Source organism: Paenibacillus sp. PSB04, from assembly GCF_025809195.1.
Lineage (GTDB): Bacteria > Bacillota > Bacilli > Paenibacillales > Paenibacillaceae > Paenibacillus_AQ > Paenibacillus_AQ favisporus.
Map to the genome: position 1 here is coordinate 6,644,974 of NZ_CP081301.1, position 26,728 is coordinate 6,671,701.

24 protein-coding genes are annotated in these 26,728 nt (G+C 52.4%); 9 read left to right on the forward strand and 15 right to left on the reverse strand.

The genetic code is table 11. The features are described from left to right. Positions 1-7 precede the first annotated feature (7 nt). Positions 8-1,144: a Ger(x)C family spore germination protein gene (locus K2F33_RS30515; RefSeq protein WP_179231892.1), complete on the forward strand. Its 1,137-nt coding sequence runs from the start codon at positions 8-10 to the stop codon at positions 1,142-1,144. A gap of 10 nt (positions 1,145-1,154) precedes the next feature. Here the strand turns inward: K2F33_RS30515 and K2F33_RS30520 are convergent, their stop codons facing one another. Next, entirely contained in the window at positions 1,155-2,048 is an 894-nt protein-coding gene (locus K2F33_RS30520; protein ID WP_167372851.1) for a LysR family transcriptional regulator, read from the reverse strand. Between the two features lie 103 nt (positions 2,049-2,151). On the opposite strand from K2F33_RS30520, the gene K2F33_RS30525 reads away from it, so the two are divergent. Both K2F33_RS30525 and K2F33_RS30530 read left to right on the forward strand, forming a co-directional pair. Continuing rightward, on the forward strand, positions 2,152-3,021 hold the full coding sequence (locus K2F33_RS30525) for an alpha/beta fold hydrolase (protein WP_263880408.1): 870 nt from the start codon (positions 2,152-2,154) through the stop codon (positions 3,019-3,021). Positions 3,022-3,098: 77 nt separating this feature from the next. Further along, a complete protein-coding gene (locus K2F33_RS30530) occupies positions 3,099-4,094 on the forward strand; it encodes an acrylyl-CoA reductase family protein (RefSeq protein WP_263880409.1) in 996 nt (331 codons plus the stop codon). Positions 4,095-4,189: 95 nt separating this feature from the next. On the opposite strand, the gene K2F33_RS30535 is transcribed toward K2F33_RS30530, so the two are convergent. Next, a complete protein-coding gene (locus K2F33_RS30535; protein ID WP_263880410.1) occupies positions 4,190-5,122 on the reverse strand; it encodes a helix-turn-helix transcriptional regulator in 933 nt (310 codons plus the stop codon). 161 nt (positions 5,123-5,283) lie between these two features. On the opposite strand from K2F33_RS30535, the gene K2F33_RS30540 reads away from it, so the two are divergent. After that, positions 5,284-5,883, forward strand: coding sequence for a GyrI-like domain-containing protein (locus K2F33_RS30540; protein WP_263880411.1), 600 nt, complete (start codon positions 5,284-5,286; stop codon positions 5,881-5,883). Between the two features lie 140 nt (positions 5,884-6,023). Here the strand turns inward: K2F33_RS30540 and K2F33_RS30545 are convergent, their stop codons facing one another. The 8 genes from K2F33_RS30545 to K2F33_RS30580 form a co-directional block, all read right to left on the reverse strand. Next, complete coding sequence (locus K2F33_RS30545; RefSeq protein WP_263880412.1) at positions 6,024-6,632, reverse strand: flavin reductase family protein; 609 nt, start codon at positions 6,630-6,632, stop codon at positions 6,024-6,026. Positions 6,633-6,653: 21 nt separating this feature from the next. Further along, positions 6,654-7,592, reverse strand: a complete 939-nt coding sequence (locus tag K2F33_RS30550; protein ID WP_212969254.1) for a ring-cleaving dioxygenase — start codon at positions 7,590-7,592, stop codon at positions 6,654-6,656. 42 nt (positions 7,593-7,634) lie between these two features. After that, complete coding sequence (locus K2F33_RS30555; protein WP_076168906.1) at positions 7,635-8,069, reverse strand: MarR family winged helix-turn-helix transcriptional regulator; 435 nt, start codon at positions 8,067-8,069, stop codon at positions 7,635-7,637. A 150-nt stretch (positions 8,070-8,219) separates the two neighbouring features. Continuing rightward, complete coding sequence (locus K2F33_RS30560; RefSeq protein ID WP_212969255.1) at positions 8,220-9,317, reverse strand: Ger(x)C family spore germination protein; 1,098 nt, start codon at positions 9,315-9,317, stop codon at positions 8,220-8,222. Continuing rightward, a complete protein-coding gene (locus K2F33_RS30565) occupies positions 9,314-10,399 on the reverse strand; it encodes a GerAB/ArcD/ProY family transporter (protein ID WP_263880413.1) in 1,086 nt (361 codons plus the stop codon). Before K2F33_RS30565 ends, K2F33_RS30560 begins: the two co-directional genes overlap by 4 nt. A gap of 10 nt (positions 10,400-10,409) precedes the next feature. Further along, positions 10,410-11,903 carry a spore germination protein gene (locus K2F33_RS30570; RefSeq protein ID WP_263880414.1) on the reverse strand — a complete coding sequence of 498 codons (1,494 nt, stop codon included), beginning with the start codon at positions 11,901-11,903 and terminating at the stop codon, positions 10,410-10,412. A gap of 378 nt (positions 11,904-12,281) precedes the next feature. Next, complete coding sequence (locus tag K2F33_RS30575) at positions 12,282-14,780, reverse strand: glycosylhydrolase-like jelly roll fold domain-containing protein (RefSeq protein WP_263880415.1); 2,499 nt, start codon at positions 14,778-14,780, stop codon at positions 12,282-12,284. A gap of 251 nt (positions 14,781-15,031) precedes the next feature. Then, positions 15,032-15,409 carry a nuclear transport factor 2 family protein gene (locus K2F33_RS30580; protein ID WP_076168916.1) on the reverse strand — a complete coding sequence of 126 codons (378 nt, stop codon included), beginning with the start codon at positions 15,407-15,409 and terminating at the stop codon, positions 15,032-15,034. Between the two features lie 282 nt (positions 15,410-15,691). Here K2F33_RS30580 and K2F33_RS30585 point away from each other — a divergent pair, with 282 nt between their 5' ends. After that, positions 15,692-16,087, forward strand: coding sequence for a nuclear transport factor 2 family protein (locus tag K2F33_RS30585; protein ID WP_076168919.1), 396 nt, complete (start codon positions 15,692-15,694; stop codon positions 16,085-16,087). 35 nt (positions 16,088-16,122) lie between these two features. Beyond that, positions 16,123-16,995 (forward strand): NmrA family NAD(P)-binding protein, encoded by an 873-nt coding sequence (locus K2F33_RS30590; RefSeq protein ID WP_263880416.1) that lies wholly within the window; start codon positions 16,123-16,125, stop codon positions 16,993-16,995. Between the two features lie 187 nt (positions 16,996-17,182). On the opposite strand, the gene K2F33_RS30595 is transcribed toward K2F33_RS30590, so the two are convergent. The 5 genes from K2F33_RS30595 to K2F33_RS30615 form a co-directional block, all read right to left on the reverse strand. Next, a complete protein-coding gene (locus K2F33_RS30595) occupies positions 17,183-17,746 on the reverse strand; it encodes a VanZ family protein (RefSeq protein WP_263880417.1) in 564 nt (187 codons plus the stop codon). Between the two features lie 187 nt (positions 17,747-17,933). After that, positions 17,934-18,536: a TetR/AcrR family transcriptional regulator gene (locus K2F33_RS30600; RefSeq protein WP_212983039.1), complete on the reverse strand. Its 603-nt coding sequence runs from the start codon at positions 18,534-18,536 to the stop codon at positions 17,934-17,936. A 135-nt stretch (positions 18,537-18,671) separates the two neighbouring features. Continuing rightward, positions 18,672-21,473 carry a glycoside hydrolase family 2 TIM barrel-domain containing protein gene (locus tag K2F33_RS30605; protein ID WP_263880418.1) on the reverse strand — a complete coding sequence of 934 codons (2,802 nt, stop codon included), beginning with the start codon at positions 21,471-21,473 and terminating at the stop codon, positions 18,672-18,674. 204 nt (positions 21,474-21,677) lie between these two features. Beyond that, a complete protein-coding gene (locus tag K2F33_RS30610) occupies positions 21,678-22,613 on the reverse strand; it encodes an NAD(P)-dependent oxidoreductase (protein WP_263880419.1) in 936 nt (311 codons plus the stop codon). 111 nt (positions 22,614-22,724) lie between these two features. Next, positions 22,725-23,090: a MerR family transcriptional regulator gene (locus K2F33_RS30615; protein ID WP_076168931.1), complete on the reverse strand. Its 366-nt coding sequence runs from the start codon at positions 23,088-23,090 to the stop codon at positions 22,725-22,727. A 197-nt stretch (positions 23,091-23,287) separates the two neighbouring features. On the opposite strand from K2F33_RS30615, the gene K2F33_RS30620 reads away from it, so the two are divergent. From K2F33_RS30620 to K2F33_RS30630, 3 genes are all read left to right on the forward strand, one after another. Then, positions 23,288-24,634, forward strand: a complete 1,347-nt coding sequence (locus K2F33_RS30620) for a cytochrome ubiquinol oxidase subunit I (RefSeq protein WP_089546305.1) — start codon at positions 23,288-23,290, stop codon at positions 24,632-24,634. Beyond that, complete coding sequence (locus K2F33_RS30625) at positions 24,631-25,653, forward strand: cytochrome d ubiquinol oxidase subunit II (protein WP_089546304.1); 1,023 nt, start codon at positions 24,631-24,633, stop codon at positions 25,651-25,653. The genes K2F33_RS30620 and K2F33_RS30625 overlap by 4 nt, the downstream gene beginning before the upstream one ends. A gap of 204 nt (positions 25,654-25,857) precedes the next feature. Next, the gene (locus tag K2F33_RS30630; protein ID WP_089546303.1) at positions 25,858-26,475 is read left to right on the forward strand and encodes a hypothetical protein; all 618 of its coding nucleotides are present in this window, start codon (positions 25,858-25,860) and stop codon (positions 26,473-26,475) included. The last annotated feature ends 253 nt before the right edge of the window (positions 26,476-26,728 follow it).

Consider the following 26,728-nt stretch of genomic DNA (forward strand, 5'->3'; position numbering starts at 1 on the left):
TAGAGGCATGAGAACGATAAGATGCATTTTAACTGTGATCCTGCTCTCCACGCTGCTGACCGGCTGCTGGGGAACGAGGGAAATCGATCATATGATCTATGTAAATACACTAGGCGTAGATTATGTCAAAGACAAAGTCGTCGTGTACATCCAAATGGTCAACTTTGGAGGGATTGCAAAAAAAGAATCGGGGCAGTCCCAACAGCAGAAGACCTATGTCGGGAAAGCTGAAGGCGATGCGTTCGACGCCGCGGTATTCAATCTGTACGAATCGAGTCCGCAGCGAATTGTCTGGAGCAACGTGAAGTCGGTTGTCTTTACCGAGAATGCATTAAAGCACGGACTGATCGATCAGGTTTTTGACGTATGGGACCGGTATTACGAGTTTCGTTATACCGTATGGGCAATGGCCACCAGGGAACCCTTGGAGCGGGTGCTCAATGCGACGTCAACCAGCGAACTGTCCGCCATATACTCGCAGCTGAACAGCCCGATGCGGTCTTATGAACAAAGCTCCATCGTCGCCCCGCTGTATATGTACAAATTCATTTGGAAATGGAAAGAAAAAGGTGAAACGGTCCATCTGCCTTACCTGGAAACCGTATCGGGTTGGACCGACAACCAGAAGCCGTCCCCTAACAACAGCATGGCCGGCGTATGCTTTCTGGATCATCAGAAGTTCCGGAGCTGTCTTCCGGCCCAAGATATCCTGGGTCTCCGCTGGACGGAGAAAAAAACGATAAGAACGCCCCTGATCATCAAGGAAAAAAAGAAAATCAAAGCCGTCATAGTCATGAACAACATCAAATCTTCGATCCGGCCACGTACCGTCAATGGGAAACCTGTCTTCGATTTCAAGGTTTCCATGCAGGGTACGCTTCCGCAGCTGAGCACAAGCCTTCATCGACAACAGCTTGAGCTGCAGGCTGCCAAAGAAGTCAAAAATCAGATCATGGACACGTATGTAAAGGGGTTGGAGAAGGACATTGACGTGTACAGCCTGTCGGCAAAGCTGTACCGCAGCATGCCCAAGGAATGGCAGGAACTAAGCAACAAAGGACAATTAAAGCTGGATCGGGGCAGCATTGGTATCATTACCGTCAAGGTGAATCTGATCAGCGGCGGTATTTCCAAAATGCGATGATGCACCATCCCTATGACTGCATCGAGGGGTATTTTTCGCGGATGAAGTCAAGGAAAGTTTCCGATACCGGGGTAAGCGGCCTGTCTTTTTTCCATACTACACCGATCGGAAGCTTGCATGCCGGGTCATCGACCTTCACCCAGTGCAAATGATGATTTTGAACACCTATCGTCTTCGGCAGCAAGGCAACTCCAAAACCCGCAGAAACGAGCCCGGCCACCGTATCCAATTCGTCCGCTTCAAATACGGTGTTCGGGCGAATCTGTTTTTTTTCGAACAATTGGTTGATGGTGAAATTTAACCCGCAGGACGTCTTTAAACCGACAAAAGGCTCATCCTGCAGCTCCTCCAGACTGATTTGGCTTTTGCTGCTCCACCGATGATGCTGCGGAAGGGCCAGAAATAATTCGGGCATGCCGAGCAAATGCCAGTTGAACTTGTCATCCAGCAGCTCGGGCGTGGAAAGGCCGAAATCGCATTCGTGATTGGAGATGAGCGTAAGCAATTGTTGATTGGAGCTCTCATGAAGCTCAAAACGGATATCGGTATAACGCTCCCGGAAGGAGCCGAGCAGGCTGGGGATCAGCTGAGCTCCGAGCGTATGCAGGAAGCTAAGGGAAATCACACCCGCCTCGGGATTGATTTGGTTCGCGATCTCCTGTTTGGCTTGCTCAATTTCACGAAAAGCATGTTCGGCCCGTTCTAGAAAAAGGCGTCCGAACCGGTTCAGGACCAGATTACGCCCGCTCCGTTCGAACAAAGCCACGCCAAGCTCCCTCTCCAAGCCTGCGATGGAACGGCTCAAGGCAGGCTGGGACAGGGATAACTGCTGTGCCGCCTTCGTCATATGCTGCAGCTTTGCCACCGCAATAAAATACTCAATCTGCTGCCACTCGATTTTCATCCCCTCCTCATCCATTACATTTATGCATGATTTATATACGAATTATAAATTAGACGAAATGAACGAACAAGGATACGATTCTAACTATAAGGAGGGATCGCAGATGACGTTCGATAAGCAGATGCTAAACCACTTGCGGCAGCCCGTGTCTTTTAAGGTAACTGGAGGCGGCGGCGTTAAGCTCCTTGTCGAGGAATCGGGCAATGTCCATGGCCGCCCGCTGCTGTTCCTGCACGGCGGATCGCAGTGCAGCTTGTGTTGGAAGAAGCAGATTCATTCGGAGCTTGCCCTGGACTACCGCCTGGTAACGATGGATTTTCGCGGACACGGGCAATCGGATAAACCGGCGCAAGGGTATGCCGACGGACGGCTGTGGGCGGAGGACATTCATGCCGTCATTCGGGAGCTGGGATTGATTCAACCGGTATTGGTCGGCTGGTCATTCGCGGGAATCCCCCTTCTCGACTATATCCGGGAGTATGGGGAGAACGAGATTGGAGGAGTCCTGTTTGCGGGTGCCTTAACCCGGCTTGGCAAGGAAGCTTTGACCGCCGATATGGGAAGCGACACGCTGAACGCTTCGGCGGGCCTCTTCTCTGACGAACCGATGGTTCGGATTAACTCGCTGGATCAATGGCTGGGACAAAGCGTGTTTTATCACACTTTGACCCGCGAGGAGCACTATCTCTTTCTCGGATCCAATGTGGTCGTTCCGGCATACGTACATCAAGGAATCTTTAACAGGCAGATCACGAACGACGATGTATTGTCGTCGATGACGAAGCCCGTTCGGATCACGCACGGAGCCCAGGATTGCACGGTGAAGCTTGAGGCCAGCCGGCGAACCGCTGAAATCATCCCCCATTCCAGGGTATCCCTGTATGAAGAAGCAGGGCATGCGGTCTTTTGGGATCAGCCGGAGCGCTTTAATCTGGAACTCAAAGAGTTTGTTGATTCGATCGGACCGAGCTGAATCCGGACGCTGCATCCATGCTTAGAGCTTAATTTTCTGCAAATCATCCATCATTATTTAAGAGAGGCGGCATCCAAATGAACACTTATCAAGCATTAACAGTAGATTGGAAAGGGGAACATCTGAAGCCGGAAGTACGGGGCTATTCGCTGGACGATCTGCCGGAAGGGGACGTAACGATCCGTGTTGCATACTCAGGCGTGAACTATAAAGACGGGCTGACCAGCATCCCTGGAGGCCATATCGTGAACAGTTACCCGCATATTCCGGGAATTGACTTGTCCGGAACCGTCGTCGCTTCGTCTGACCCGGCATTCCGTGAGGGAGACGAAGTCCTCGTTACAGGATACGGATTGGGGGTATCCCATCCGGGAGGCTTCAGCCAAATGACGCGGGTGCCCGCTGCTTGGGTCGTGCCCCTGCCGCCGGGTATGTCGGCGAAGGCAGCGATGGCGGTCGGCACCGCCGGGTTCACCGCTGCCTTATCCATTCACCGGATGGAGGAGAACGGACTGGCTACCAGCCAAGGCCCAGTGCTCGTGACCGGTGCCACCGGCGGCGTGGGAAGCTGGGCCGTCGCCATGCTGGCGCGGTCGGGTTATGACGTGACGGCCAGCTCCCGCAAAAGCGCTGAAGCCGATTATTTAAAAAAACTAGGCGCCGCCGAATGCATCTCGCCCCAGGAGCTGGAATTGCCTGAAGGACGCGCCCTTCAGCAGGAGCGATGGGCCGGTGCGGTCGATCCGGTAGGCGGGGCTCTTCTGCCTCATGTCCTAAGATCGGTCCGTTACGGAGGCTCTGTCGCAGTCAGCGGTTTTACCGGAGGAATGGACTTCGCTTCATCAGTGCTTCCGTTTATTTTACGCGGCGTTAATCTGCTCGGCATTGACTCGGTGCAGTGCCCTATGGAGCTCCGGCGCAAGGTATGGGGACGGATCGCGGCCGAGTGGCTGCCGGAAGAAGAAATGCTCGATTCCGTCGTTCACGAGATTGCGCTGTCCGATCTGCCGGACGCGTTGACTCAAATTCTTCAAGGCCGTATGCGGGGCCGAGCCATCGTGAACCTCACTTGAGCAGCATGTCATGGTAAAGCGTGAGACGTGTACTGGAAGGCTGGTCGCTGTTAACGACCAATCCGGTCACGTCTTTTCAATGGTTAGGAGTTAAATCATTTATCATATAATTGAGCGGTTCTGCGTACTCGATCGGCGATCTCTGCCCTTATGTGTTCAGGTTCCAATACGAGAACATTCGGCCCAAAACTTAGAATCGTATCATATAGCCAACTATCCTCCAGAAACTCCCCTTTAACTTGAAGCGAGCCGTCAGGTAAATGGGTGATCGATTCCGCTTGGAAGTAGTCCTGTACTCTCGTTCTTACCTGCGGCTGAAAATGTAACTCCAAATGAGTAACCGGACCGCGATCGTTCCATAAATCCTCGAAGTCCTCGATCGTTTTATCTCGGCGAACAAAGCTCTCTAAGGCAATCCGCAGGTTGTTTATTCGGGATAATCGAAAGATTCGATAATTGTTTCGAGTCCTACAATACCCGTACACGTACCAATGATAACCTTTCAATGCTATCGTCATCGGTTCTATTTTGCGAGCATGATATTCGCCAATCGTGTTTGGGTAATCAAATTCAACCATCAGGTTATCCTTAATGGCACCGCGCAATTGTTCTATAATGTCTTGTTCCGATCGTCCGTGCCCCCATGGATTAAAGTCTACGATCATTTTCTGCCTATGCTCCTGCATTTGATCCCGTTCCGCTTTTACGATAAGAGCTTGTACCTTATCCATTAACAGTTGGATCTTCTGATCATCCAGTGAGGAGAGCATCCCGTTCAGGGCTGTCTCAATCACGAACAGTTCTTCAAAAGTCAGCAGTTGACGATCAAGTTTATAATGATCAATCAGTCCGTAACCCCCAGCGTTCCCTGTATAGGATACGATAGGGATACCTGCCCTATTGATTGCGTCGATATCTCGGCAGATCGTTCGGACCGATACCTCAAAACGTTCGGCGAGTTCCTTGCCGCTTATTCTATCGCGCCCCAACAGCAGCGTCACGATAGCAAGAAGCCTGTCGATTTTCAAGGCCCTTGTCCCCCATTTCCGCTTCATTCTTTAGTTCAATACACACTCATTAAAACACAAAACGTTGGCCTAAAAAACCCAAACCGTTCATGACATAATGATGTCGTAAACGGTATAGTACAATGTCACTGCACCTTAAACGAAAGGAGAGGCAAACATTGATGAATCTAATGATTACAGACAACAAGTATTATCACGCTCCGGATCACCCCGAACTGATTGAGCTTGAAAGCAACCTTTATCTTACCATTTCCGATCAGGGTGCCCCTGGTGGATCTGCCCACCTGGCTGCTGTACAAGCACTTCACACCTCCGCATACGGAGTCAAATCACTGATGATGAAGGAAGGCAAAGATTTTATCGTGCCGGTTCTGGAGGGGCTCTGGTGGGTGGACGGCAATAAGCCTGTTCGGGAAGTGCCCATGGAGCAATGGTATTGGAAACTGCTCATACGAGTTCCCGACTACGTGACGGAGAACCATTGGGAGAGGACCAAAATAAATGCGAGCATGGACAATCCGCTCATTCAGTCTATCGTCCTAGAAACGATCAATGAGGGTAAATGCGTGCAAATGATGCATAACGGCCCCTATGATCGGGAGCAGGAAACCGTGGATTTGATTGAGGCATTTATGAAGGACCATAACCTGGTACAAAACGGGCTTCATCATGAAATTTATATTTCCGATATCATGAGCACCCCTCCGGAGAAGGCAAGGACCATTTTGCGACACCCGGTAAGAATGGGCACAATCCTATAACCAGAAGGTGAGCCTTGTGATCGGATCACTTCGCTTGCCCGTAATTTGCCAAAGGAGGCGGGCAACCGATTGGAAGTCAAAAATGGCGGCGCAGGGATAACCCCCTGCACCGCCATTTTATCAATTCCATTCGAGCAAACTTACTGCGGGCGCTCAATCGTGAATATGTCCCCGATCCTCGCGTAATGGTTGCCAGCCAGCCGGCTAACCGCAGCCAGACGCCGGGCGTTGATTCGGCCGTTCTCGTACAGATCCTCCTGGATATGAAACTGAACGATTCGGCCGATGATGAAGTCGCATCCGTCAGAGCCCGTTCCGCCCAGTTCCAGTGCTTGTTCGAGCACACACTCCATCCGGATCTTGGCTTCGGCGACGCCCGGAACAGAGACTTGGGTGCTTTCTACGGGCGTCAATCCGGCTATTTCGATTTCGCTGTGGTCCGGAGGCAGCTTGGCCGCGGTTTCATTCACTAGCCGAACATTCTGCTCATCCACGATATGAACGACAAACTCCTGGAGGTCGCGAATGTTTCTGGCCGTATCCTTAGGTTCGCCGCCTGACCGCTGAATGGACAGGGAAATCATCGGCGGGTTACTGGACACGATGTTAAAGTAGCTGAACGGCGCTCCGTTCAATACGCCATCCTGTGATTTCGTCGTTACAAACGCGATCGGCCTGGGAATGATGCTGCCAATCAGCAGCTTGTAGTTATCCCTTTCGCTCTGGGCTTTGGGATCGATGGATATCATGCGGGTTGCCCCTCCCTTCAATTAGTCCAGTGTTCTGACTTCAAACGGAAGCAGAACCCGTTCAAGCTCAGCGCGATGAGGTTCGTATTGCGCCGGCAGCATCAGCTGCTGTCCCATCGTTTCCAAAGACTCGTCGTGGGCAAATCCTGGAGGATCGGTGGCAATTTCAAACAAGATTTCCCCATGCTCTTTAAAGTAGACGGCATTGAAATAGTTGCGGTCACGCACATGCGTCACGTGATAGCCGTTGTCAGCAACATAGCTCTGCCAGTCCAGCTGATCCTGATCATCTTTGGCCCGCCAGGCAATATGGTGAACCGTTCCGACCCCCATCTGACCGCGGCCTGCCGAGGCCAGCTTCAGATCGATGACGTTGCCGATATCCGCAGTAGAGCGATACCGGGCCAGATCCCCTTCTTTGCCGATGAGTTCCAGACCCATCACGTTCTCCAGCAATTCCGCCGTCTGCTCCGGATGCGCAGAATACAGGGTCGCGCCTCCGAATCCTTTGATCGCAACGTCCGCAGTTACGCCGCCAAAGCTCCAGGCGTTAGGCTCCCCTTCCTCCCGCTCAACGATTTCCAAATGGAGTCCGTGCGGATCGTCAAACGTCAAGTACGTTTCGCCAAAGCGCTGCGTTTTTGTAAAAGGAACCTGAAACTGCTCCAGCCGTTTTTCCCAGAAGGACATCGCACCGGCAGGCACAACATAAGAGGTGACTCCAACCTGGCCGTCGCCGATTTTGCCCTGATACGCGTTTGCCCAAGGGAAGAATGTAATGATCGTCCCCGGTTTGCCGCCTTCATTGCCAAAGTACAAATGATAGGTACCCGGATCGTCAAAGTTGACCGTTTTCTTTACCAGGCGAAGCCCCAATACGCCGGCATAAAAATCGACGTTTTCCTGCGGATGACCCACAATAGCTGTAATATGGTGAATTCCCATCGTTTTTTTACTCATTTTAAATTCCTCCCGTGATCTTCATTATTTTAGATCGAATGATTAAACCTGTACATGAAGCTGATGCTTGATTTTTCCGAGCAGCTGTACGAAGGTTCCCGACTCCTCTTCAGACAGCGATCCGAACAGCTGCTCCACCCGCTCCTGATGTCTCGGCATGATGGACTGCATGAACGCTTCCCCGTAGGGGGTAAGAACCAGATGGATTACCCGGCGGTCGTCAGGACACGGTACCCGTTTGAGCATGTTCTTACGCTCCAGCTTATCGATCACATACGTCATGGATCCGCTTGACACCAAAATGCGCTGCGCCACTTCGTGGATCGTCTGCTTGCCATGGAAGTAGAGGACTTCCAATACTGAAAATTCCGTAACGTGAAGGTCGGTTTTCGCCAGCTCGGCTCTAATGCATTCCTGGATTTCTTTAGAAGTCTGCATTAACGCCAGGTACGCTTTATTTTTGCATGTCGATTGCATCCGATTCCCACCCTTCAAAAACCTTAAATTCATTTGTCTTTAATTTGAGATATTTGATTATGAGACAATTCTATGCTTAAATACGGTTGGTGTCAACCCCCTTTTTTTCGTCTTTCAGAATAACCCCTTCCCTGCCTCAGATAGCCGCTTCTAGAGGGTTTGTCCAGAGTTGACGATGTTTAAATCGACCTTGCATTTCACGGTAAGATGAGCATACTCTTCATACCAGTCAAGTTTCTTCCAGGACGCATAACTCATACTGTTGCGCACATAAGCACCAATCCCGATGCTGTCCACCTTGTTATCCTGCATAAACTTGATCATTTCATCCGCTCTGCTCTCCAGATGCCTGGCTGCCTGCTGCAATAATGTATTTCGGTCCGCATCACTGTGCAGCTTCAATTTCCCGATATACTCGAGCACCGATCCGGACGCCTTGATATGAATCATCACCACGGGTTTGCCGCTCTTGTCGCGAAGAACATCGATCTTCCGGTCACTCTTCAAATAGTTGAAGGTGATCAGCTCTTTGTGCTGTCCTTCCGAGGCCAGATGGATCGTCATATCCGCATGGCGCAGATTATGTCGTAACAAAGCCAATATGTGCAAATCATCCGGTTTGATCCTGGTAATATATCTGTCCCCTCTAAACAGTCCTACGCCGGAGACCGTAATCGTATCTCCCGCGTCTTTGATGATGGGAGCGATCGGATCAATTCCGTCATCGTAATAATCCCGTATGAATTCGTACAGGGTAGCCTCAGGCACCGTTTGATACGCCGCCTCCTTTTCCAGCAAAGTATAAATGTACCGGTCGGTTCGGGGGTGCTCCTTGTAATTTTTTTTAAGCAAATCATAGGCATCGCCATCAGCCAGAGTAATCTTGACTTTAGGCGGAATCGATGGATCTCGGCTCAGTGTATCCATTTGGTCCAAAAGACCGCCCTCGGCTAAAGGCAGGCTGAAGAGAAGGTTCCGCAGCTGTCCGTTAACCAGCAGCAAACTGGTTTGTCTGACCAATTTCGGTTGTGAGTCCTTACTGCTGTGGGCGATAGCTTGCAGCACCTCCCGGTCCGTCTTGGAGTTCGGATCTGCCTTGGGTACGCTCAGTCCGATTTTAAAATTATGGTCCGGCAAAAGATCGTAGCTGATCGTGTGGCAAAATCCGGTTCTCTCCAATATGTGCTGATCGTCGCATCCCGTAAGCATGGCAAGGGTCAACAACAATCCGGGCCATCTTTTGTTCATGATTGGAATTCACCTCTGCTTCGTTGAATAAGCAACAACAAGATCAGAGCAATCGGGAAGCCGAAAGCAAGACCGGTTTCGATGTAAGCTGCGTAATTCAGCCACCTCTGGGCCTCCATCAGCACCTTCGGGATAATGGAGATCACATAACCGAACAGCATGATCAAAAAACTTAATACGACGTTTTTTAATTTGGGGAACATCCTTTTCCCGACCTCAACGGCAGCCCAGCTGTTCATCACCGTCGTGATCATGGTTGTAAACAAGAGAAAACCGTAAAGCAGATTCTCAATGCGTTCAATGAGCGGAAGGTGAACATACGCAAACAAGACGAGAATCGGGTATTGCAGCACCTTCAGATAGCCCAAACCGAAAAAGCCAAAAGAGACGAAGGCAATGAACGCATACACGATGGTCGCCAGCCCACTGCTTATAAATGCCGACCGCATGAGATGCGTTTTTTTGTCCGCATATGGAAAAAGCAGTAGGGTCAGCTCGTATCCGAGAAAAGCTGGATACACATCGAAAAACCCTTTGATTTTGTCCGGATTTCCACCTTGAAAAATGAAAGGCGTAAGCCGGGTCCACTTAAAGTCATGATAGTAAAAAAAGAACAAAAAAAGGATCCACACCGTGATGATATAAAAAACGGTCGAAACTTTGGCAATATTGTAAATTCCCTTATTAATTAATAAATAGGCGAGCACACAAAAAATAAACATAAAGATCATCGGATGGGTCGAAGGAAAGGCGATAATTTGAAAGATAAATATGTACTCCTTCGCGGCCAAACAGCCGATCGTTACCCAGAAACAGCATAAACTAAGGTAAATCGGGAACAGAACGATTTTGGGAATCGACCTTTCTAGCGTTTCAAAGACGGATTTCCCTTTGGACAGCCGATAAACAACAGCAATGATCGCCGTGTTTAGAAATGCAAAGGCCGCCATAATGAATATCGCAAGCCAACCGTTCGTTCCAAAATGCTGGGCAAGCATTCGGGGAAGGCTGAAGCTGACTACGCCGACTTGAGTCATATAGATTAGTATGGTGGCGTGAAACGCAGATAACTTCTCCTTCATGAGCCGTCACCTACCTTCTGGGCTTTTGTCTTATCCGGTTTGGCGTCTTGGTTTGTGTAGGTCTTTCATCCAGGATAAAAAATGGAGCCCGGATAAACGTATCTTTCCAATCCCTAAACTTAAACGGGGCAACGGGAGTTAAATAGGACGTACCGAGGCTGAGCACTCCCCCAAGATGAATAATGATCGCGGTGAACCCGATCGCAATCCCGAAGTTCCCCCATATTCCTGCCAACACGATGATTCCGAAACGAATGATTCGAATCGAGCCGCTCATGGCATAACTGGGAATAACAAAGGAGGAGATCGCAGAGATCGCCACGGCGATAATTAAAATATTACTTGTCAGACCGGCCTGAACGGCTGCCTGTCCTATCACAATACCCCCGACGATACCGATGGTTTGCCCGATTTTAGTAGGCAGCCGTGCGCCGGCTTCCCTTAGCAGCTCGATCGTGGTTTCCATCAGCAGAGCTTCGTATAAAGGTGGAAAGGGAACCCTGCTTCTGGATTCCGTTAACGGGATCAGCAGATTTTCAGGAATCATCTCATAATGATACGTCGTGACGGACACGTAAAGGGCCGTGAAGGCTACTGTAATGATAAAGGCAACGAATCTAAGCAGGCGGATCCCGGTACCGACCATCCATCGTTGGTAGTAATCGTCCGAGGAAGAGAAAAATTCGAACACGGATGTAGGTGCACTAAATGCTGAAGGACTCCCGTCACAGAGCCCAACCACCCGCCCGGATACCAGCTTGGACGCAATCGCGTCCGGACGTTCCGACGTAATGAATTGGGGAAACACGGATTTCGGGCTGTCCTCTATGCATTGGATGAGCATCGAGGTGTCATACACGGCGTCCATTTCAATGGCTTTAATTCTGCTTATCGCCTCATGAACATAATCCATGTTTGCAATTCCTTCTATATAAAGGATAAACACATCCGTTTTGGTTACTTCCCCCACAGACAACCGGATCACTTTCAGATGTGAGCTTCGAATTCGGCTGCGAATGAGCGCCAGATTCGTCCCCGCACGTTCTGTAAAAGCATCATGGGGGCCCGTAATGACCGTCTCCGTTTCGGATTGGGTAACGGCGCGCGATTCGGGGCCGAAAACATCCACTAAATAGGCGAATTGCCCGTAAAAGATGGCTGCCTGTCCGGAAAGAATCCCTTTAACGATTTGCTTACTGTCCTCATTTTTGGAAAATTGGCTTTGCTCCAACACGCCGGATACTTCATCTTCACCAGCTTGCAGCAGCGGGGTTAATACGTCGCGAGTCAGCTTGTCCATATCCATCATGGGACTAAAGTACACGATATCCACTTGAAGTTTGGGGTACGTTCGATGCACCAGATCGGCGCAATTGTTAAATTGCTCCAGCGTATGTTGAAGAGAGGGACTTTCGTTGTTTTCAGGATATGCCTCGACAATGGCTTCCTGCGATTTAGATTCATCCTTGAGCATGGCCTTCCATAGTTGTTTGAAAAATGACATTTGTTGGTCCCCTTGCAGCACGGTTTATGAATCTTTCTCATCATTTTCGCCATTTCGCAGAGTCCATATACTTGAGAATCGTCGTGCATTGTATGCGGCCGAGGATTGCCAAATACGAAAACTCCTCTTCGGGACGTCTGCACAGACGCTGTGCAGACGCGGGAAGAGGAGCAGATTCTGCCGTTATTTTAGGTCGATCTCAACCGAAATGATGTCCCGGTTCAAACTCGAACCGCTGTGCCGCTTCGTCAAGCTGGCCGTCAAACGGGAAACGTCATCCGCTATCCCTTAACAGATCAGCCTGCAGCGAAGAGTTACCTTTCATATGGGGTTCGACAACTTGCCGTCACGAACTCAGTTCTTATTGCCAAAGAAATCTCAAGGATGCGGCACCTTCCTCAGCTGTACCGGGCCAATCAGCCCGGACGGGAAGGACTTGCCGTCGTAGCGGTTGGCCAGGCTGTTCGTGACAGACACGCGCAAACGGTTCGATCCAGGATGCAGTCCCGATTCGGCCAAGTCAAAAACGTACGGCTTCCACATCCGGACCCCCGCCTCCCTGCCGTTCACCTCGAGTTGAACGAATTCATGGGCATCGCCGAGATCCAGCAGGAGTTCCATCCACGCGGACGGATCTTCAAGCTCGAAGCTCCGCTCGTAAACAACCGTTCCCGAGAAGTGGTCCATCCCTTCCCAATGAGTCCATGACGACAGCGAAGGGAGCTCCCCGGTCCATGGACCATCCACCACCTGCCAGCCTTCCGACAGGTCCTCCACCGATACGTCCCAATCCCTCTTGCTCTTCGCCGTCTCCGATCTGAAACTCGCCCCCTGTTCATCCCAGGCCGGATCCACGGCAACGATGATGCATTCCCTGCGTTCTATACGTAAGTCGACGACCTGTCCATCCTCTGTTTGAACCGTCCTCGCCGCTTCGCATTTCCCCGTCCAAGGCCGCCAATACTCCGCCGTACCGGCGTGGTTTATCCGCAAGGCACCTTCGTATTCTTCTTCACCCTCATTGACGATGACATAGAAACAGATATCGTTCTTCAGCACGCGGCTGATCCGAATCGCTTCCGCGGCGGGTTCGAGCCTATGCTTGCTGCCCAGCCTGCGTCCCAGAGCTTCCGGAATCTCTACGGCGCGGCTTACCGCAACCTGGCCGATGTCCATGCTCTGCCTGCCTTCAGGACTCCATTCGATGATCACGCCGTCCTGATCGGCAAACGTCTTTAGGAACTGCAGGCTGGAAGGCGCAAGCCGCAGGGAATCCTCAATCAGGAGCGCTTTATACCGGTAACCGGCGATCGCAATCGTCCCGTCCTCTAACTCGCAGGAGGTGTTCAGCAGCGATTCCTCCAAGTAATTGAACTCGATCTGCTGCTCATAAAGCGGCTTGACGATTTGCCAAGGCAGGTGCTTAGCCCCCGCCAGTACGGCGACCTCCGCTCCGTTCACACCGCCCGTCATCATCCAGCTCATCCGCTTGATGTACCTTGCGAACCTGCCGTATTCCGGCCACCATATGTTATGAGGTCCGACATCCGGCGGACGCTCGTCTCTGCGCTCTCCGCGGATGGAGTAATAAAAGGCATGCGGGCTGATTAGATTGACACCCCGGACGAACAGCCAGTCCAGGTACCATTTCATATTGTCGGCGGTCAGCGACCAGCCGCCCTCGATTCCGCAGACGCCGAAGCATTCGTTCAGGTTTCTCCGTCTCCCCCGGTGGCGGGCGGCATCCGATGAGCACTTGCCCATGGTGCTGTGCACGCCGGTGAGCGACTTGCCGTCTTCGGGAGCGATGTACCTCCAGACGACATCCTGCCCGGGAATATGAAAATGCTCCAGCAGCCCAATGTCGTCGCTTCCCGCCGGATGACCGGTAAGGCTGATACCGTGCGCTTCGCACCAATCGGCGATCTGCTTATAATACGTGCGGCCCAGCCGGTTCCGGACCGCCGTTTCGTAGGCTTCGCAGACCGAAGCGGCAGAGTCTCCCGTCTCGAACCACAGCGCCGGTAAATCCTGCTCCCGAAAGCCGTTCTCGATAAGCTCGTTCAGGAAGCCGTTCGTCCATGGCTTCAGCCCCCTGATATGGCCGCGGCCGAGCAAATCCGGTTCGTCGGTGAAAAAGGCGAATACGGTCGTTCCAAAATAGCGATGCAGCCTTTGATAGTATCTTTCATGCGTTATCGTAATAAAGGTTCTCACCGCATCCGGATTCAGTAAATCAGCCGCTAATGGAGCGTCCGGCTCGCCATCGTCCTGTCCGGGATGAACCCCGCGGATGGTTCCCTGCGATGGAGTCTCGATGAACAATAAGACCGACCAATTTCCTTGTGCCGGCGGTGTGAACGACACGCCGTCGTTCTCACATTCGAGCATGAGTGCCGTTCCCAATTGGGCCTCACCTGCAGACGGCTTGATAACAGCTTGGACCGACACCAGCGTCTCCCCAGGGGACAACGAGATGGGAACCCTGACGGGGCCTGATCCTTTATCGCATGGGATCTCCTGAAGCCGCAACCCCCGGCTGGCCAACGCGGGATTCTGCTGCACGACGAGTCCGCAGGCGGAGCCGGAAGGATACATCCCTTCATCATACAGAATGACCCGCATCCCCAGACCGGCGGCTTCCGATACGGCGGTTTCAACCAAGTCCATGTATTTCTCCGACAAATAAGGAATCTCTCTGGGCATTCCCATCCGCGGGTGAATGACGAACCCCGCCACCTCTTTGGCATGAAAATCATGGATTTGGCGGATGATTTCCTCCTCCGTCAGTGCATCGTTCCAGAACCAAAAAGGAATAGGGCTGAATTCAGCAGGCGGATCGGCAAACTGCTGTTTAAGGTTTTCGATTTCCGTCATGAACTGCACCTCATTTTCACGTTGATCAGCAATCCATACCTGTAGAAATGCGCATATGGAATTCTTTTTAGGAAGCGGTTTCAATTCAAACTACAACGATCTTACCGTCATGCAGTGGAAAGGACAATATTAAAATAGTGCGAAATCATATAATAATATGGACTTCAGGGCCGCGCCTCCCCAGAAAAACATAAAGCCGCCGCACCGGGCAGCATGTGCTCCAGTACGGCGGCACCTATGCCAATACCGTATTACTTGATGACCATATCCCCCGGCCCCCAGTATGCCTTCATCGAAGCGATGCTGCCTTGTTCGTCGAAGGTCATCACTTCAATGACCGGTATGGAAATGGTTTTCCCTTCAGCTGAGGTCGTAATCTGCAGCGCCATGGCTCCCGAATTGCCGTGAGATCCCCGTATGGGTCCCTCAAGCCGGATTCGGGTATTTCCATTAACCACCTTTTTGTAAAATTCAGCGATTGCGGATTTCCCTTCTACAGCCGGTGAACCGACCGGATCTTCCACGGTGGCTTCTTCCCCGAAAAGGGAAAGCACGCCTTCCACATCATCCTGATTGAAGCGGTCAATGTACTGTTTCATCACGGTTTTGATCACGTCTTCCTGCGGCATGGTTCCCCTCCTATGAACAGATTTTCATGGGTCATTTGCGATGCTCGCCCAAATGGTATTGTATACCTCCCTTCGTCCGTATGCCAATGGAGTGACCTTATTCATGAAAAGCTGAGATCGGCTCACCTGATAACAGGCGCCCTCTTTCCATCGTTTTTTCTTTTTTCGGACTATTTAGTCAAAATATTATTGACCATTCGGTCCGGAATTGTTATATTAGGTCCATACCTTTGGCGAATTGCTAAACAGGTCCAATCCACCGCAGAAAGCGAGGCATCTCAAATGGGCACGATTTCTTCCGCACAGGCAGAAACGATCATGCAATGGTTCACAGATCGTATTATGAACAAAGATTATGAAGGTTTTCTCGATTTGTTTGATGAGGATATCGTTTTTGAATTCCCTTACGCGCCTGAGGCGCTACCTCAATTTTTGAAGGGTAAAAGGGCTCTGAAGCAGCACCTGGATATGCTCGACACCCTGCTTGAGATTCGCTCTTTTACCAAACCGGTAATCCATGTTTCGGCGGAATCCCCGGTATTTATTGCCCAGTACGAAGGCAACGGGAACGTCTTCGCGGATGGCAAACCATATGAGCAGAAGTATATTTCTGTTGTAGAGGTTAAGAACGGAAAAATTGTCCGGTTTCAGGACTACTGGAACCCCTTAGCACTTTGATCATCACTCAAACGATAAAAAAAGGAGCTGTTCTTATGCATACCGATTCATCCAATCGCATTCTCATCACAGGAGGACAAGGAAAAACTTCCTCCCGTCTCGCCCAGCTTTTGATCAACCAAGGCTACTCCATCCGGACAGCCGGACGAAGCCCGTCCAACATGGAGAATGCCCTGGCAGACCATGCACGCTTTGACTGGTACGAAGATTCCACCCACGAAGCAGCCCTGCAAGGTGTTGGTGCCATTTATCTCGTCGCCCCGACGGGCATGCACCCGGATAAAGTCATGATCCCTTTGATCCGCAAAGCACTGGACGCCTCCGTCCGCCGCTTCGTCCTGCTCTCCAGCGCGTCGATAACGGAGCATGGGCCGGTCTTCGGCCCCGTCCATCAGTACCTGAAAGAGCACGCGCCCGAATGGGCCGTGCTGCGGCCATCCTATTTCATGCAAAATTTTACGGAAGCCGGACATGGGCATACCATCCGCCAGCAGGGTCAAATGTTCACGGCGACCGGGGATGGCAAAGTCGGCTTCGTGGATGCGGAAGATATTTCAGCCGTCGCCTTCCATGCGCTGACGGACAAGGAACCGCACAATACAGAGCATATCATTACGGGGCCCGAATCACTCAGCTATGATGAAGCCGCAGCGATAATCAGCCGGCTTACAGGCCTGGCCGTCAAGCACAGCCGCATTACGGAAGAGCAGCTGGCGCAGTCGCTTACAGCCGCCGGTATTCCGAATGACTACGCTGAATTCCTGGCTGATCTGGATCGCCGTATTCGGACGGAAGGCGTGGAAGATCAGGTTACGGACACGGTACTGCGAGTAACCGGGCGGAATCCGCGGTCGCTGGATGAATTTATTCGGGACAACCGGTGCTGGCTGGAGAAGGCTTACGTCTGAGCAACGATGTATAGTTTCAGGCTGTTGATTAACCAATAAACGCTAGCAAAAGAATAGCTCGACTTTATTACGGTCATGGAGCGGGTTTACGGCAAAGAACGATTGGATCATAAGCAGAAGAACAATCCTTTGTCATAAGTCCGTTCCTTTTCCGTAAGGGACCATCTTGTTTATGCAATAAAGATATTCAGAGACGCAATCTCACCGCAAATAATAAATATAATAGAACGGGTAATCCTATTGCCGATAGTATTGTAATTGCAGTACGTACTTTTATCTTATCCCGTAATATACACATTAAAAACGTATACCCTAAAATACCGACGAATCCACCCAAACCATTTAAAATGATGTCATCAATGTCTGATGCTCCAATGCCTAAAAGGCCCTGAATGATTTCAATAAATAAACTTGTCATTACTATGAATAGCAGATTGGTTGTTCTTTTATTGTTCTTAATTAACGACAAATAGGTGCCGAGAGGAAGAAAGATAACGATATTGCCAACCACATTAGCAAAAGCGAATTTTTTTATCGTGGCAGAGCTGCTAAATATATAGTCCATTATACTATGAAAAGGAATGAGATTGATCGACCTATCTATAGTCCTTTGACTATTAAACAAATCCACAAGCGAAACTCTTGACAAGAACAATAATTTACATAAAAAAAGGATGTAACAAATGAACACTGCATATAAAAAAGCTGTTTCCATTCTCCCTTGTTTATTCATCGTACTTCCATTTTTCATTGTTTCCCGCCTATTCTCCAGTGTTCAGTTTACAACATTCGCATCGGCTTTGACTTTAAGCCGACCTAAAGTGTAAAACCATTTTACCACGCCTGTAATAGCTTTTTTACTCTTTAAGCAACATGAAGAAAGGCTATCCCATGATCATGACCGATGACCACGGGATAGCCCTTTTTGCGCACCACTTCTATTCCACATGACTACCACTTGGATTGACGACCGACAGCACGATCTTCATGATCCCCAACAGGTTCTGTTCGTCCATCCCCATCTTTGCCGCAACGACCAAGGATATCCGCTCATGCGCCAGAAACCGGGCCAACTCGCGGGTATTGGTTGCCGGATCGATCTCGCCCCGCTCCTTCCCGCGCTCCAGCATGCTGTAGAAAGCCTGCTCCACCTGTTCGGTGTTGGAGCGGATATAGGCGGCCAGCTCCTCGTCATGAGGCGCTTGCTCAATCGCGCTGCTGATGATAAAACACTCCAGGCGCAGCTCCGGGTCCGCCAGAGCGCTGATCATCGCCGTGAAAGCCAGCTTCACTTTATCAATAACCGCACCCGGCTGGTCCATCAATTCCAGCAAATCGCGATTTTTTCGATCCATATAATATTTGACGGCCGTCACGAACAGGTCACGCTTCGTACCGTACGTGTCATACAAACTTTGGCGGGCGATGCCCAGCCCCGTTAACAGGTCCGGCAGTGTAGTGCCTTCATAGCCCCGGCTCCCGAAAACCTTCATCGCTTTATGCAGAACTTCATTCGTATCAAATGCTTTGGTTCTAGCCACGTTCAGCTCCCCTTTTCTCTCTCATCATAGGGCAAATTGCGTGGAGCTGCAACGTCAGCGGCAGTTTTGCTCAACCAAACGTCCGTATTTTCAGCATCGTCCGGTTTGGATGGAGCCATCCTGAAGATCGTGAGCTTACAGGATGGCCTGAAGCTCGGAAGGCGCAAGTTCAACCTGCGGGTCAAAATCTTCCGATCGTACATATTCGATCAGGCTGTGCAGGAACTGCTTGCCCTCCGGCGTACCAATCACTGCTTCCGTATTCAGCGGACAGACGAGAAGCTTGCCGGCGCCGACCCGGCACTCGAACAAGAGGCCCAGCTTATGGTTGCGCTCAAAATTGTCAATCGTCTGAACAATCGGCGACAAGGCTTGGGACAGATCGTCCAGAATGATCGGACGCGAGTGGGTCGCGATGCTCCACCAAGGATACGTCGAATGCGAGGCGCTTGGAAAATGCCGCAGTGCCGGATGCAAGTGATCGATCAGCAGTCCCATCGTACCGACAGGCACAGGCTTGTTCATGCTCTCTGATATCGACCGGAACATCGGGTAACACCAGAAATCCGTGCAGTACGTGCCGTCTACGGCGGATTTCAGCCGGTCTGGGTCCGGCGTAAGCAGCAGAGACTCCCCCTGCGCAAGACGCGCCAGGACGCCTGGGTCAAGTGCGGTTACCCATTGCTCGGCTGATACATCGACAGTCACTCCCGCCGGGTAGAGCCAGAGCGGGTAGGTTTTACGGATATCCGTCCCGGTGATCGCAAGTGACAAAGTGACCTGTGTCATACCCGCAGGTTCCGGAACTACGAAGGAGATATCCCCGAAATCGACGTAGTTATCGTCTTTGGATGCTTCTGCAGCCAGCGTTCCTTCGGCCAGGATCGTCCCGCCTTCTGCAACGTTCCAGACGACCTCAGCCGTGTTTAGCGGTATGCCGCGGAAATAAGCCAGTTCGACGTGCGCGCCGAAACGCTCCCCGGCTGTAAAATGATATTTGTCAAAACGAGCCATCAGCACGGCGTCGGAGCAGAACGTCCGCCACTCTTCCGGTGTCACCAAGCCCTTGCTGTCCATAAAAGCATCCAGTACACCCACGAGCGCCGTCCCTTGGCCGCTGAAATCCTGGAGATCCAACAGCTGAAACCCTGCCAGCCGGCGGGACCGGAAAGCAGCTTCCAGCTCCTCCTTATAGCAGTCTACCGCCAGCTGTCCGGAGTTCCAAAAGTAAGCCTCTGCCAAATGGCCGAGCCCCTTGTCCTCGAGCCGTTCCCGGAACGTTTCGAAATTGCGGGCTTTGAGTGGACCTGTGTATTTCTCGATCTCGGCAAAATTCGGGAAGGTGGCATACTGTCCGATCTCGTGCGAAACGACCGGAATGCGGGGGATCAATTGTTCTTCTACAGCCGACGCCTGCACGGTCTTCGTACCTGTTCCGTACTGGATCTGGATGCTGTTCCCGGATCCTTCCACCGATCTTTTACCCAAGATGGACGGCTGGATCTGCTCGTCATAATCTTTCCGGGTGCTTGGCATGTCCGTCTGCACATGGCCCTGCGGCGCGTCACACATGGCGTAGGAGCCGCGGAAGAGACGATCCCGCGAGAAGCGGACGCCGCAAAAGAAATCCTCCTCCGGGAGAATGTCCGGCACGAACTGGAAGTTGTTCGAGCCTTGCGTATACAAGGGGCGGTCATCGAACGCTTTGTAAGCGGCAAGGATCTCACTGAGGCGCGACTTGCTCCCCCACAACTCGTTCCCGAGCGACATCATGACAAAAGACGGATGATTGCCGAAGCTCTCCAGCATGGAGAACCCTTCCTGAATCAGGTATTCCTGTTCGGCGGCGTTATGCTTCGGATCGGATTCGTCGGTGACGGTTCCCCAGAACGGCAGCTCCGGCTCCATATAAATTCCCAGCAGATCGGCCGCGGTAAAAGCGGCTTCCGGCGGACAGCAGGTATGGAAGCGATAATGGTTGATGCCGTACGATTTGGCAATGGTAAGCACCCGCAGCCATTCGTCAACAGTTGTCGGCGCGTAACCTGTCAGCGGGAAAATGAGGCCGTCATGCTTCCCGCGCAGAAAGGTCCGGGTTCCGTTAATCGTAAACTTATCGCCGTCAGCCTGGAATGACCGCAGTCCGAATACGATTTCGGTCACGTCCAGCAGCGTTCCCTCCTCGTCCTCCAGACGAAGGTTCAGCTTGTACAGGTAGGGATCGAACTCGCTCCACAGTCTGGCTTCTTCACCGAGCGGGTATGTGATAACGACCTCGCGATCATCGGAAAGGCTGAACGTTTGCGCCTCCGGCCGATGCTCGGAATCGCCGTTGAATCCGGATGCTGACACGACCAGCTTGTCTGCAGAAATGCCCACGCGGCGCGCCTTGACGGTGACCGACCGGCTTGCTGCATCCGGATAGACCTGGACATTTTGCAGGTAACGCTGGCCCGTAAATTGCAGCTCGATCCGTCCGGTGATGCCGTTCCAGTTCGTCTGGGTATCCGGGGATGTAAGATGGCCGCCTTTGGTGGGGTAGTTCGTGTTGTCGACGCGAATGAGCATCGTATGCGTCCCTGCCGTCAGTCCTCCGGAGATCTCGTACACGTGGGGGGTGCTCAGACTGTTACGGCTGCCCAATTCCTCACCGTCGATCCAAACAGTTGTCACACGCGTACGCTCCAGGTAAAGGAAGCAGGGTAACCCCACGAGTGATGCGTCCACTTCAAACGTCCGTGAAAACCAGGCATAGCCTTCAAAACGATACTCATCCGTCAGCGAGCCGATCTCTGCGGCTTCGTTCCGCTCCCCTTTTCGGGCATGCGATGTCGTGCCCGGGAGCGCCATCGTATCGGCGAACGGCGTTTGCAATCCGGACTTCTCCCCATCTAATTGGAGTTCCCAAATTCCGGCTAGATTTAATGTAGTAAGCAAATGATAACCTCCTTGAGATCGTTACGCTGCATGCAGCGTTATATGTAAGACAAACTCTCGTTTTCCTGCTCTTGCCGAGCTACGAAAACGTATTCTGAAAAATTGAATAAAGTATACCCCTAGACCTTGACGAAGGTCAATCGCTTCTCAGTTACAGTACAAAAAAGCCTGAACTCCAAAAGAGTCAGGCTTCGGCATTGCGGGTCATGTGTTCCGCACTTTGGCTGCTTTGAACGTTTCAATCAGGCTGGTAAAGCTGTTCCCGGCATATCCTTGGTCCATTCCCCGCCTGAAAATCTGGAGCACGGCAGCCGGTAAAGCAGCATCAATCCCCGCATCTTCGGCAGTGTGCACGACATGCTGGACGCTCGCCACACCCATGGCCAGTTTGTCCACATCGCCGGGATGCAGCCCTTCGTCAAGGCGAGGCGTGTAGAACGCGATGAAGCCCGGCAGCGACGACAGGGTCGCTGAAGCATACGGTAGAAGCTGTTCCGCCGAAATGCCGTTTGCGTCAGCCAGCGCAAGCGCATGCAGATAGCTGAGCATGGATGTCCAGAACATGTCCATTTGGATCTGGTAATACACCATGGAAAGTCCGGGATCCTCTCCCCTGTAATCGGTGCCGGTCAGCACCTCCAGCGTCTCCTTATAAACCTCAAACGCCTCCCTTGGCCCGCTGTAATACGTGTAGGACCCGGATTGGCCGATCCCTGAAGGTGGAACCTGCACGCCGCCTGTGACGAGACGGGCGCCGCGGTCCGCTAGCCACTCCGCCGCCTTACGGGCGTTCGCCGGCGTGTCCGAGCTCAAGTTGACGATCGTTTTGCCTGCCAATTGCTCTGAGGCCGGTTCGAAAATAGTGTACATGGCGCCGTAATCGGTGAGGCTGAGTATCGTGAGCTCATTCGCATCCAAAGCTCCGCCGACCGTCTCGGCCCGGACGGCACCTTGCCGGACAAGCTCTTCCACCTTGCCGGGGGTCCGGTTCCACAAGGTCACGGCATAGCCGCGGTCCAGCAGTACGAGCGCCATCGCCTGTCCCATCGGGCCGAGTCCGATGAGGGTGACTGATTTGGAAGGGCCGGCCGCATACGAATCGCCAGCTTGACGGGTGTCTTTTGTAAAGCCTGTATTCATAGGTAAAACTCCCTTCATCACGAGATTAAGCCCATCATAAAGGTTTACACTAGTGTCAATGTCAACATAAAAAAACCGGAGCATGCTTCCGGCGCTCCAGTGCTGTTTTGGCTATACGATGTTCTTTTTCCCGTTGGTGAAGGCGATTTGCCTTTCCAGTAATGTTTTCAGCCCGTGCAAGGCTTCGATCTGCTCATTTACCTGCTGCAGCTTTCCCTCATACGTAGCCAGCATCTCCTCACAATATTCATAACCGTCAGGATCGGCCACTTCCGTTCTGAATAACGCTTTGATCTCTTCAACCGTCAATCCCAGCTTCAAGTACAGCTGGATCGCCTTGACCCGCCCGACGGCCGATTCAGGGAAATCCCGGTAATCGTTATCCAGTCTGTCGGCGATGAGAAGTCCTTGATTTTCGTAATGACGGATCGAGCGGGCACTGACATGGGTTAATTGCGACAATTCGCTGATTTTCACTCCGGGTCGCCCCTTTCCTAGTCATCTTATCTTCATTATACAGTCAGGATGGTTACAGCCACAATCCATCGTCCCCGCCCGCTTACTCTCTGTTCCGGCCGCTTTACGCTCTTGGCGTTATTTATCTGCGCAGGAATACTTTGGATAACCTTGGTTCACAATAAGATGCGACTTTACGCTCAGAACGGAGGCTTCTTATGGATAACGTTATGCTGGCACGGTCACTGTTCGGATCGTCCATGGCGTTTCATATCATCTTTGCGACACTCGGGGTAGGCATCCCCTTCATGATCGTGATCGCGGAAATTTTGTACCAGGTGAAAAAGGACAAGGACTACGCCACGCTCGCCAAACGCTGGACCAAAGGCCTCGCCATTCTCCTTGGCGTCGCCATTCCGTCGGGAACCCTGGTCGGCGTGATGCTGTCCCTCTTGTGGCCCGGCTTTATGGAAATCGTCGGCCAAGTGATCGCGCTTCCCTTCCAGATTGAGATCTGGGCCTTTTTCCTCGAGGCGCTGTTCATGTCCATCTATGTCTACGCAGCGGATCGGCTTCCGGGAACACTGCGGATTCTGAGCGTCATCTTCGTTGCGATCGGATCCAGCATGTCCGCCGTGCTCATTACCGACGCTCACGCCTGGATGAACACGCCCAGCGGCTTCCGGATGGAAAACGGCCGGGTGTTTGACGTCCATCCATGGGCGGCCGTGTTCAACCCGAGCCTGCCGACGACGGCCATGCATGTCCTGCTGTCGGCCTATATGACCGGCGCGTTCGCGGTCGCTTCGGTAGCCGCCTATAAGCTGCTAAAGCGTGGATCGTCGGACCGCGAGCGGTCCTATCACCAGAAGAGCCTGTTCCTGGGACTGCTTATCGGCGGCATCATTTCGCTCATGACGGCGCTTAGCGGCCACGAAACCGCACAAATGCTGCATGAGCATCAGCCCGAAAAGCTGGCGGCCGCCGAGGGGCTCTTTGAGACCCAAGCCTATGCGCCGCTCGCGATCGGCGGTGTCACCGATAAAGAAACCCGCAGTATTAAAGGCGCCATCGAAATTCCGTGGGCGCTCAGCTTTCTGGCGGGCAACCGGTTCGACACGGTGGTGAAGGGTTTGAACGATTTTCCGGAGGATCAGTGGCCTCCGCTGATCATTCATACGCTGTTCAACGTCATGGTCGGGATCGGCACGCTGCTGATCCTCGCATCGGCCTTTACGGTCGGTCTGCGGCTGCTGACCAAGCGCCCCTATCCGAGGTGGCTGCTGTCCGCCCTGCTGCTGGCCGGCCCGCTGTCCATGATCGGCATTGAAACGGGCTGGGTGTTCAGCTGTACGGGGCGTCAGCCGTGGACGATCTACCATATGCAGACGACGGCGTCGGCCGCGACGAAGGCGCAGCATCTCGGTTCGCTGTTTGTCCTTTTCCTTGGCCTGTATGTTTTTCTGCTCATCGTCACGGCCGTGGTGATGTACTACTATTTCAAACGGCATCCGGTCACCTTCGACGGGGTGGAGGGCGTAAACGGAGAGGGGAGAAGCCTATGAGCGACACGCAGCTTGCAATCACCATTCTCTGGTGCTTTATTTTCATCTATTCCATCGCCGGTTCCATCGACTTCGGCGCAGGCTTCTGGTCCATGGTGTTCAGCAGACGGAATCCGCATGCGGCCGACATCGCGAATCGCTTCCTGTCCCCTTCCTGGGAAGTGACCAACGTCTTCCTCGTCCTGCTCGTGGTCGCGCTGGTCGGCTTTTTTCCCCGGGCCGCTTATGTCCTGGGCACGCTCCTGCTTGTGCCAGTGAGCCTGGTGCTCGTCCTGCTGCTGTTTCGGAGCGCGTTCATCGTCTATTCGTACTCTGTCCAGAAGCATGAACTGGCGCTCCGGATCGTATCCGGCGTCACCGGACTGCTGATCCCCGGTCTGCTCGTCAGCGTGCTGCCGATTTCGCTCGGCGGATTTATTCACATGAGCCAGGGGTTTCCCCAGCTCGAGTTCGGGAAGCTGCTGACCAGCGCCACGCTGTACGCCCACGTCGGCTTCGGCATTCTGACCGAGCTGTTCCTGTCCGCCTTGTTCCTGTCCGACTACGGCCGGGAAGCCGGCGACGAACAGGTCTCGCAGCACTATCGCTCCATTGCGGTCGTTCTGGGGCCGCTGGCGCTGGCGATGGCCGTCCTGGCGACGTTTACGATGGTTCCGGAAGCGTTATGGATCGTAGCCCGAATGCAGGAGCAGTCGATGTGGTTCTTGCTGTCGGTCGTCGCTTTTGCCATCGGGTACGGTGCACTGTGGATCCGCCGGAAAAACGGCAGAAAAGGCTGGCTGCGCCTGTCCGTCGTCGCCGTGATTCTGCAGTTTGCCCTGGCGAGCTACGCCTACGGGAGAGCGCATATGCCCTACATCGTCCACCCCGACCTGACCGTGGAGGCCGGTTTTACGAACCACTCGATGTTCGTGTCGCTGCTCTGGGGCTACGGCTTCGGCACCGTCATTCTGCTGCCGGTGTTTATTCTGTTCTGGTGGTTATTCCTGAAGGACAAGCGGTACTTGCGGACAAAATAATACGATCTGAAGAAGCTGACCGGCGCCCATTGCCGGCCGGCTTATTTTGCATGGCATACTGCCGAAACATGGCGGCGTTTGAGCATAGGGAAATTGATGACAACTGTCATATCAAAGTCATGACAACCGTGAATACTGGGAGTTTCGGTCCTTTTGATATGATGAATCCAGTGAAGATCATATCCATTCGGAGGAGTTAACATTATGAAAAAACCATCTGGCACCATCCATAGTTCCGCCATACGCGGAACGGCAAGCGGCGTTTTTTTTATGGCCTTATTCGGTACGCTGTGGGCGTATACCGGCATCATGGGATTGCAGGAGTTCGCAGCTCCTTTGTGGTTAGCCGCAGCTGTCGCCATTGGGATTGTGCTGTTCATCGGAGGTGCCTCGCTGATCCGCGGGTCGCGGAAGATCAAGGATCAAAGCGCAGTAGCTGATCCCAGGCCCGGCAAACGGATCGCCATCCGTTTCAATATCGTCTTTGCGGCAGAGGGTGCCGCAATCGCCATTGCGGTTGCCGTCTGCAATGCCGCCGGCCGCACGGCGTTGATCCCCATCGTGACCGCTCTGATTGTCGGAATTCACTTTTTCCCGCTGGCCTCTTTGTTCCGGGTCAAGTTTTATCATCTAACCGGGGCATTACTGTGTCTGCTCGCGCTCGCAACACTGTTGTTCCTGCCTGTAGAGGCCAGCTTTGGTGCGGCTCACATCAATGCTTATATGTCCGTAGTCGGCCTTGGGTCCGCCCTGATCCTGTGGGGCACCGGCACTGTCATATGGTTCATGGGAAAAAGATTGCTGACGGTAAGCAAACTGTAACATCTGTCTTTCATTCCTCCACTCGCCGCATTAGAAAAACGCCGATCGACGAATCTTCAAGGAAAGCAGGCTGCACTTAGCGGAAGCTTTCCTTGCGATATCGGAAATCCAAGTCTTTAGATGCACATACTTATCCTTAATTCACGAACCGGCCAAATGCCGGTTCTTTTGTGTTACCGTCCTGCTTGAAACGTCGATAGTAAATATCGGGCGCAATATGGGCATACATAGAATGTATTCCAAAATAGAAACC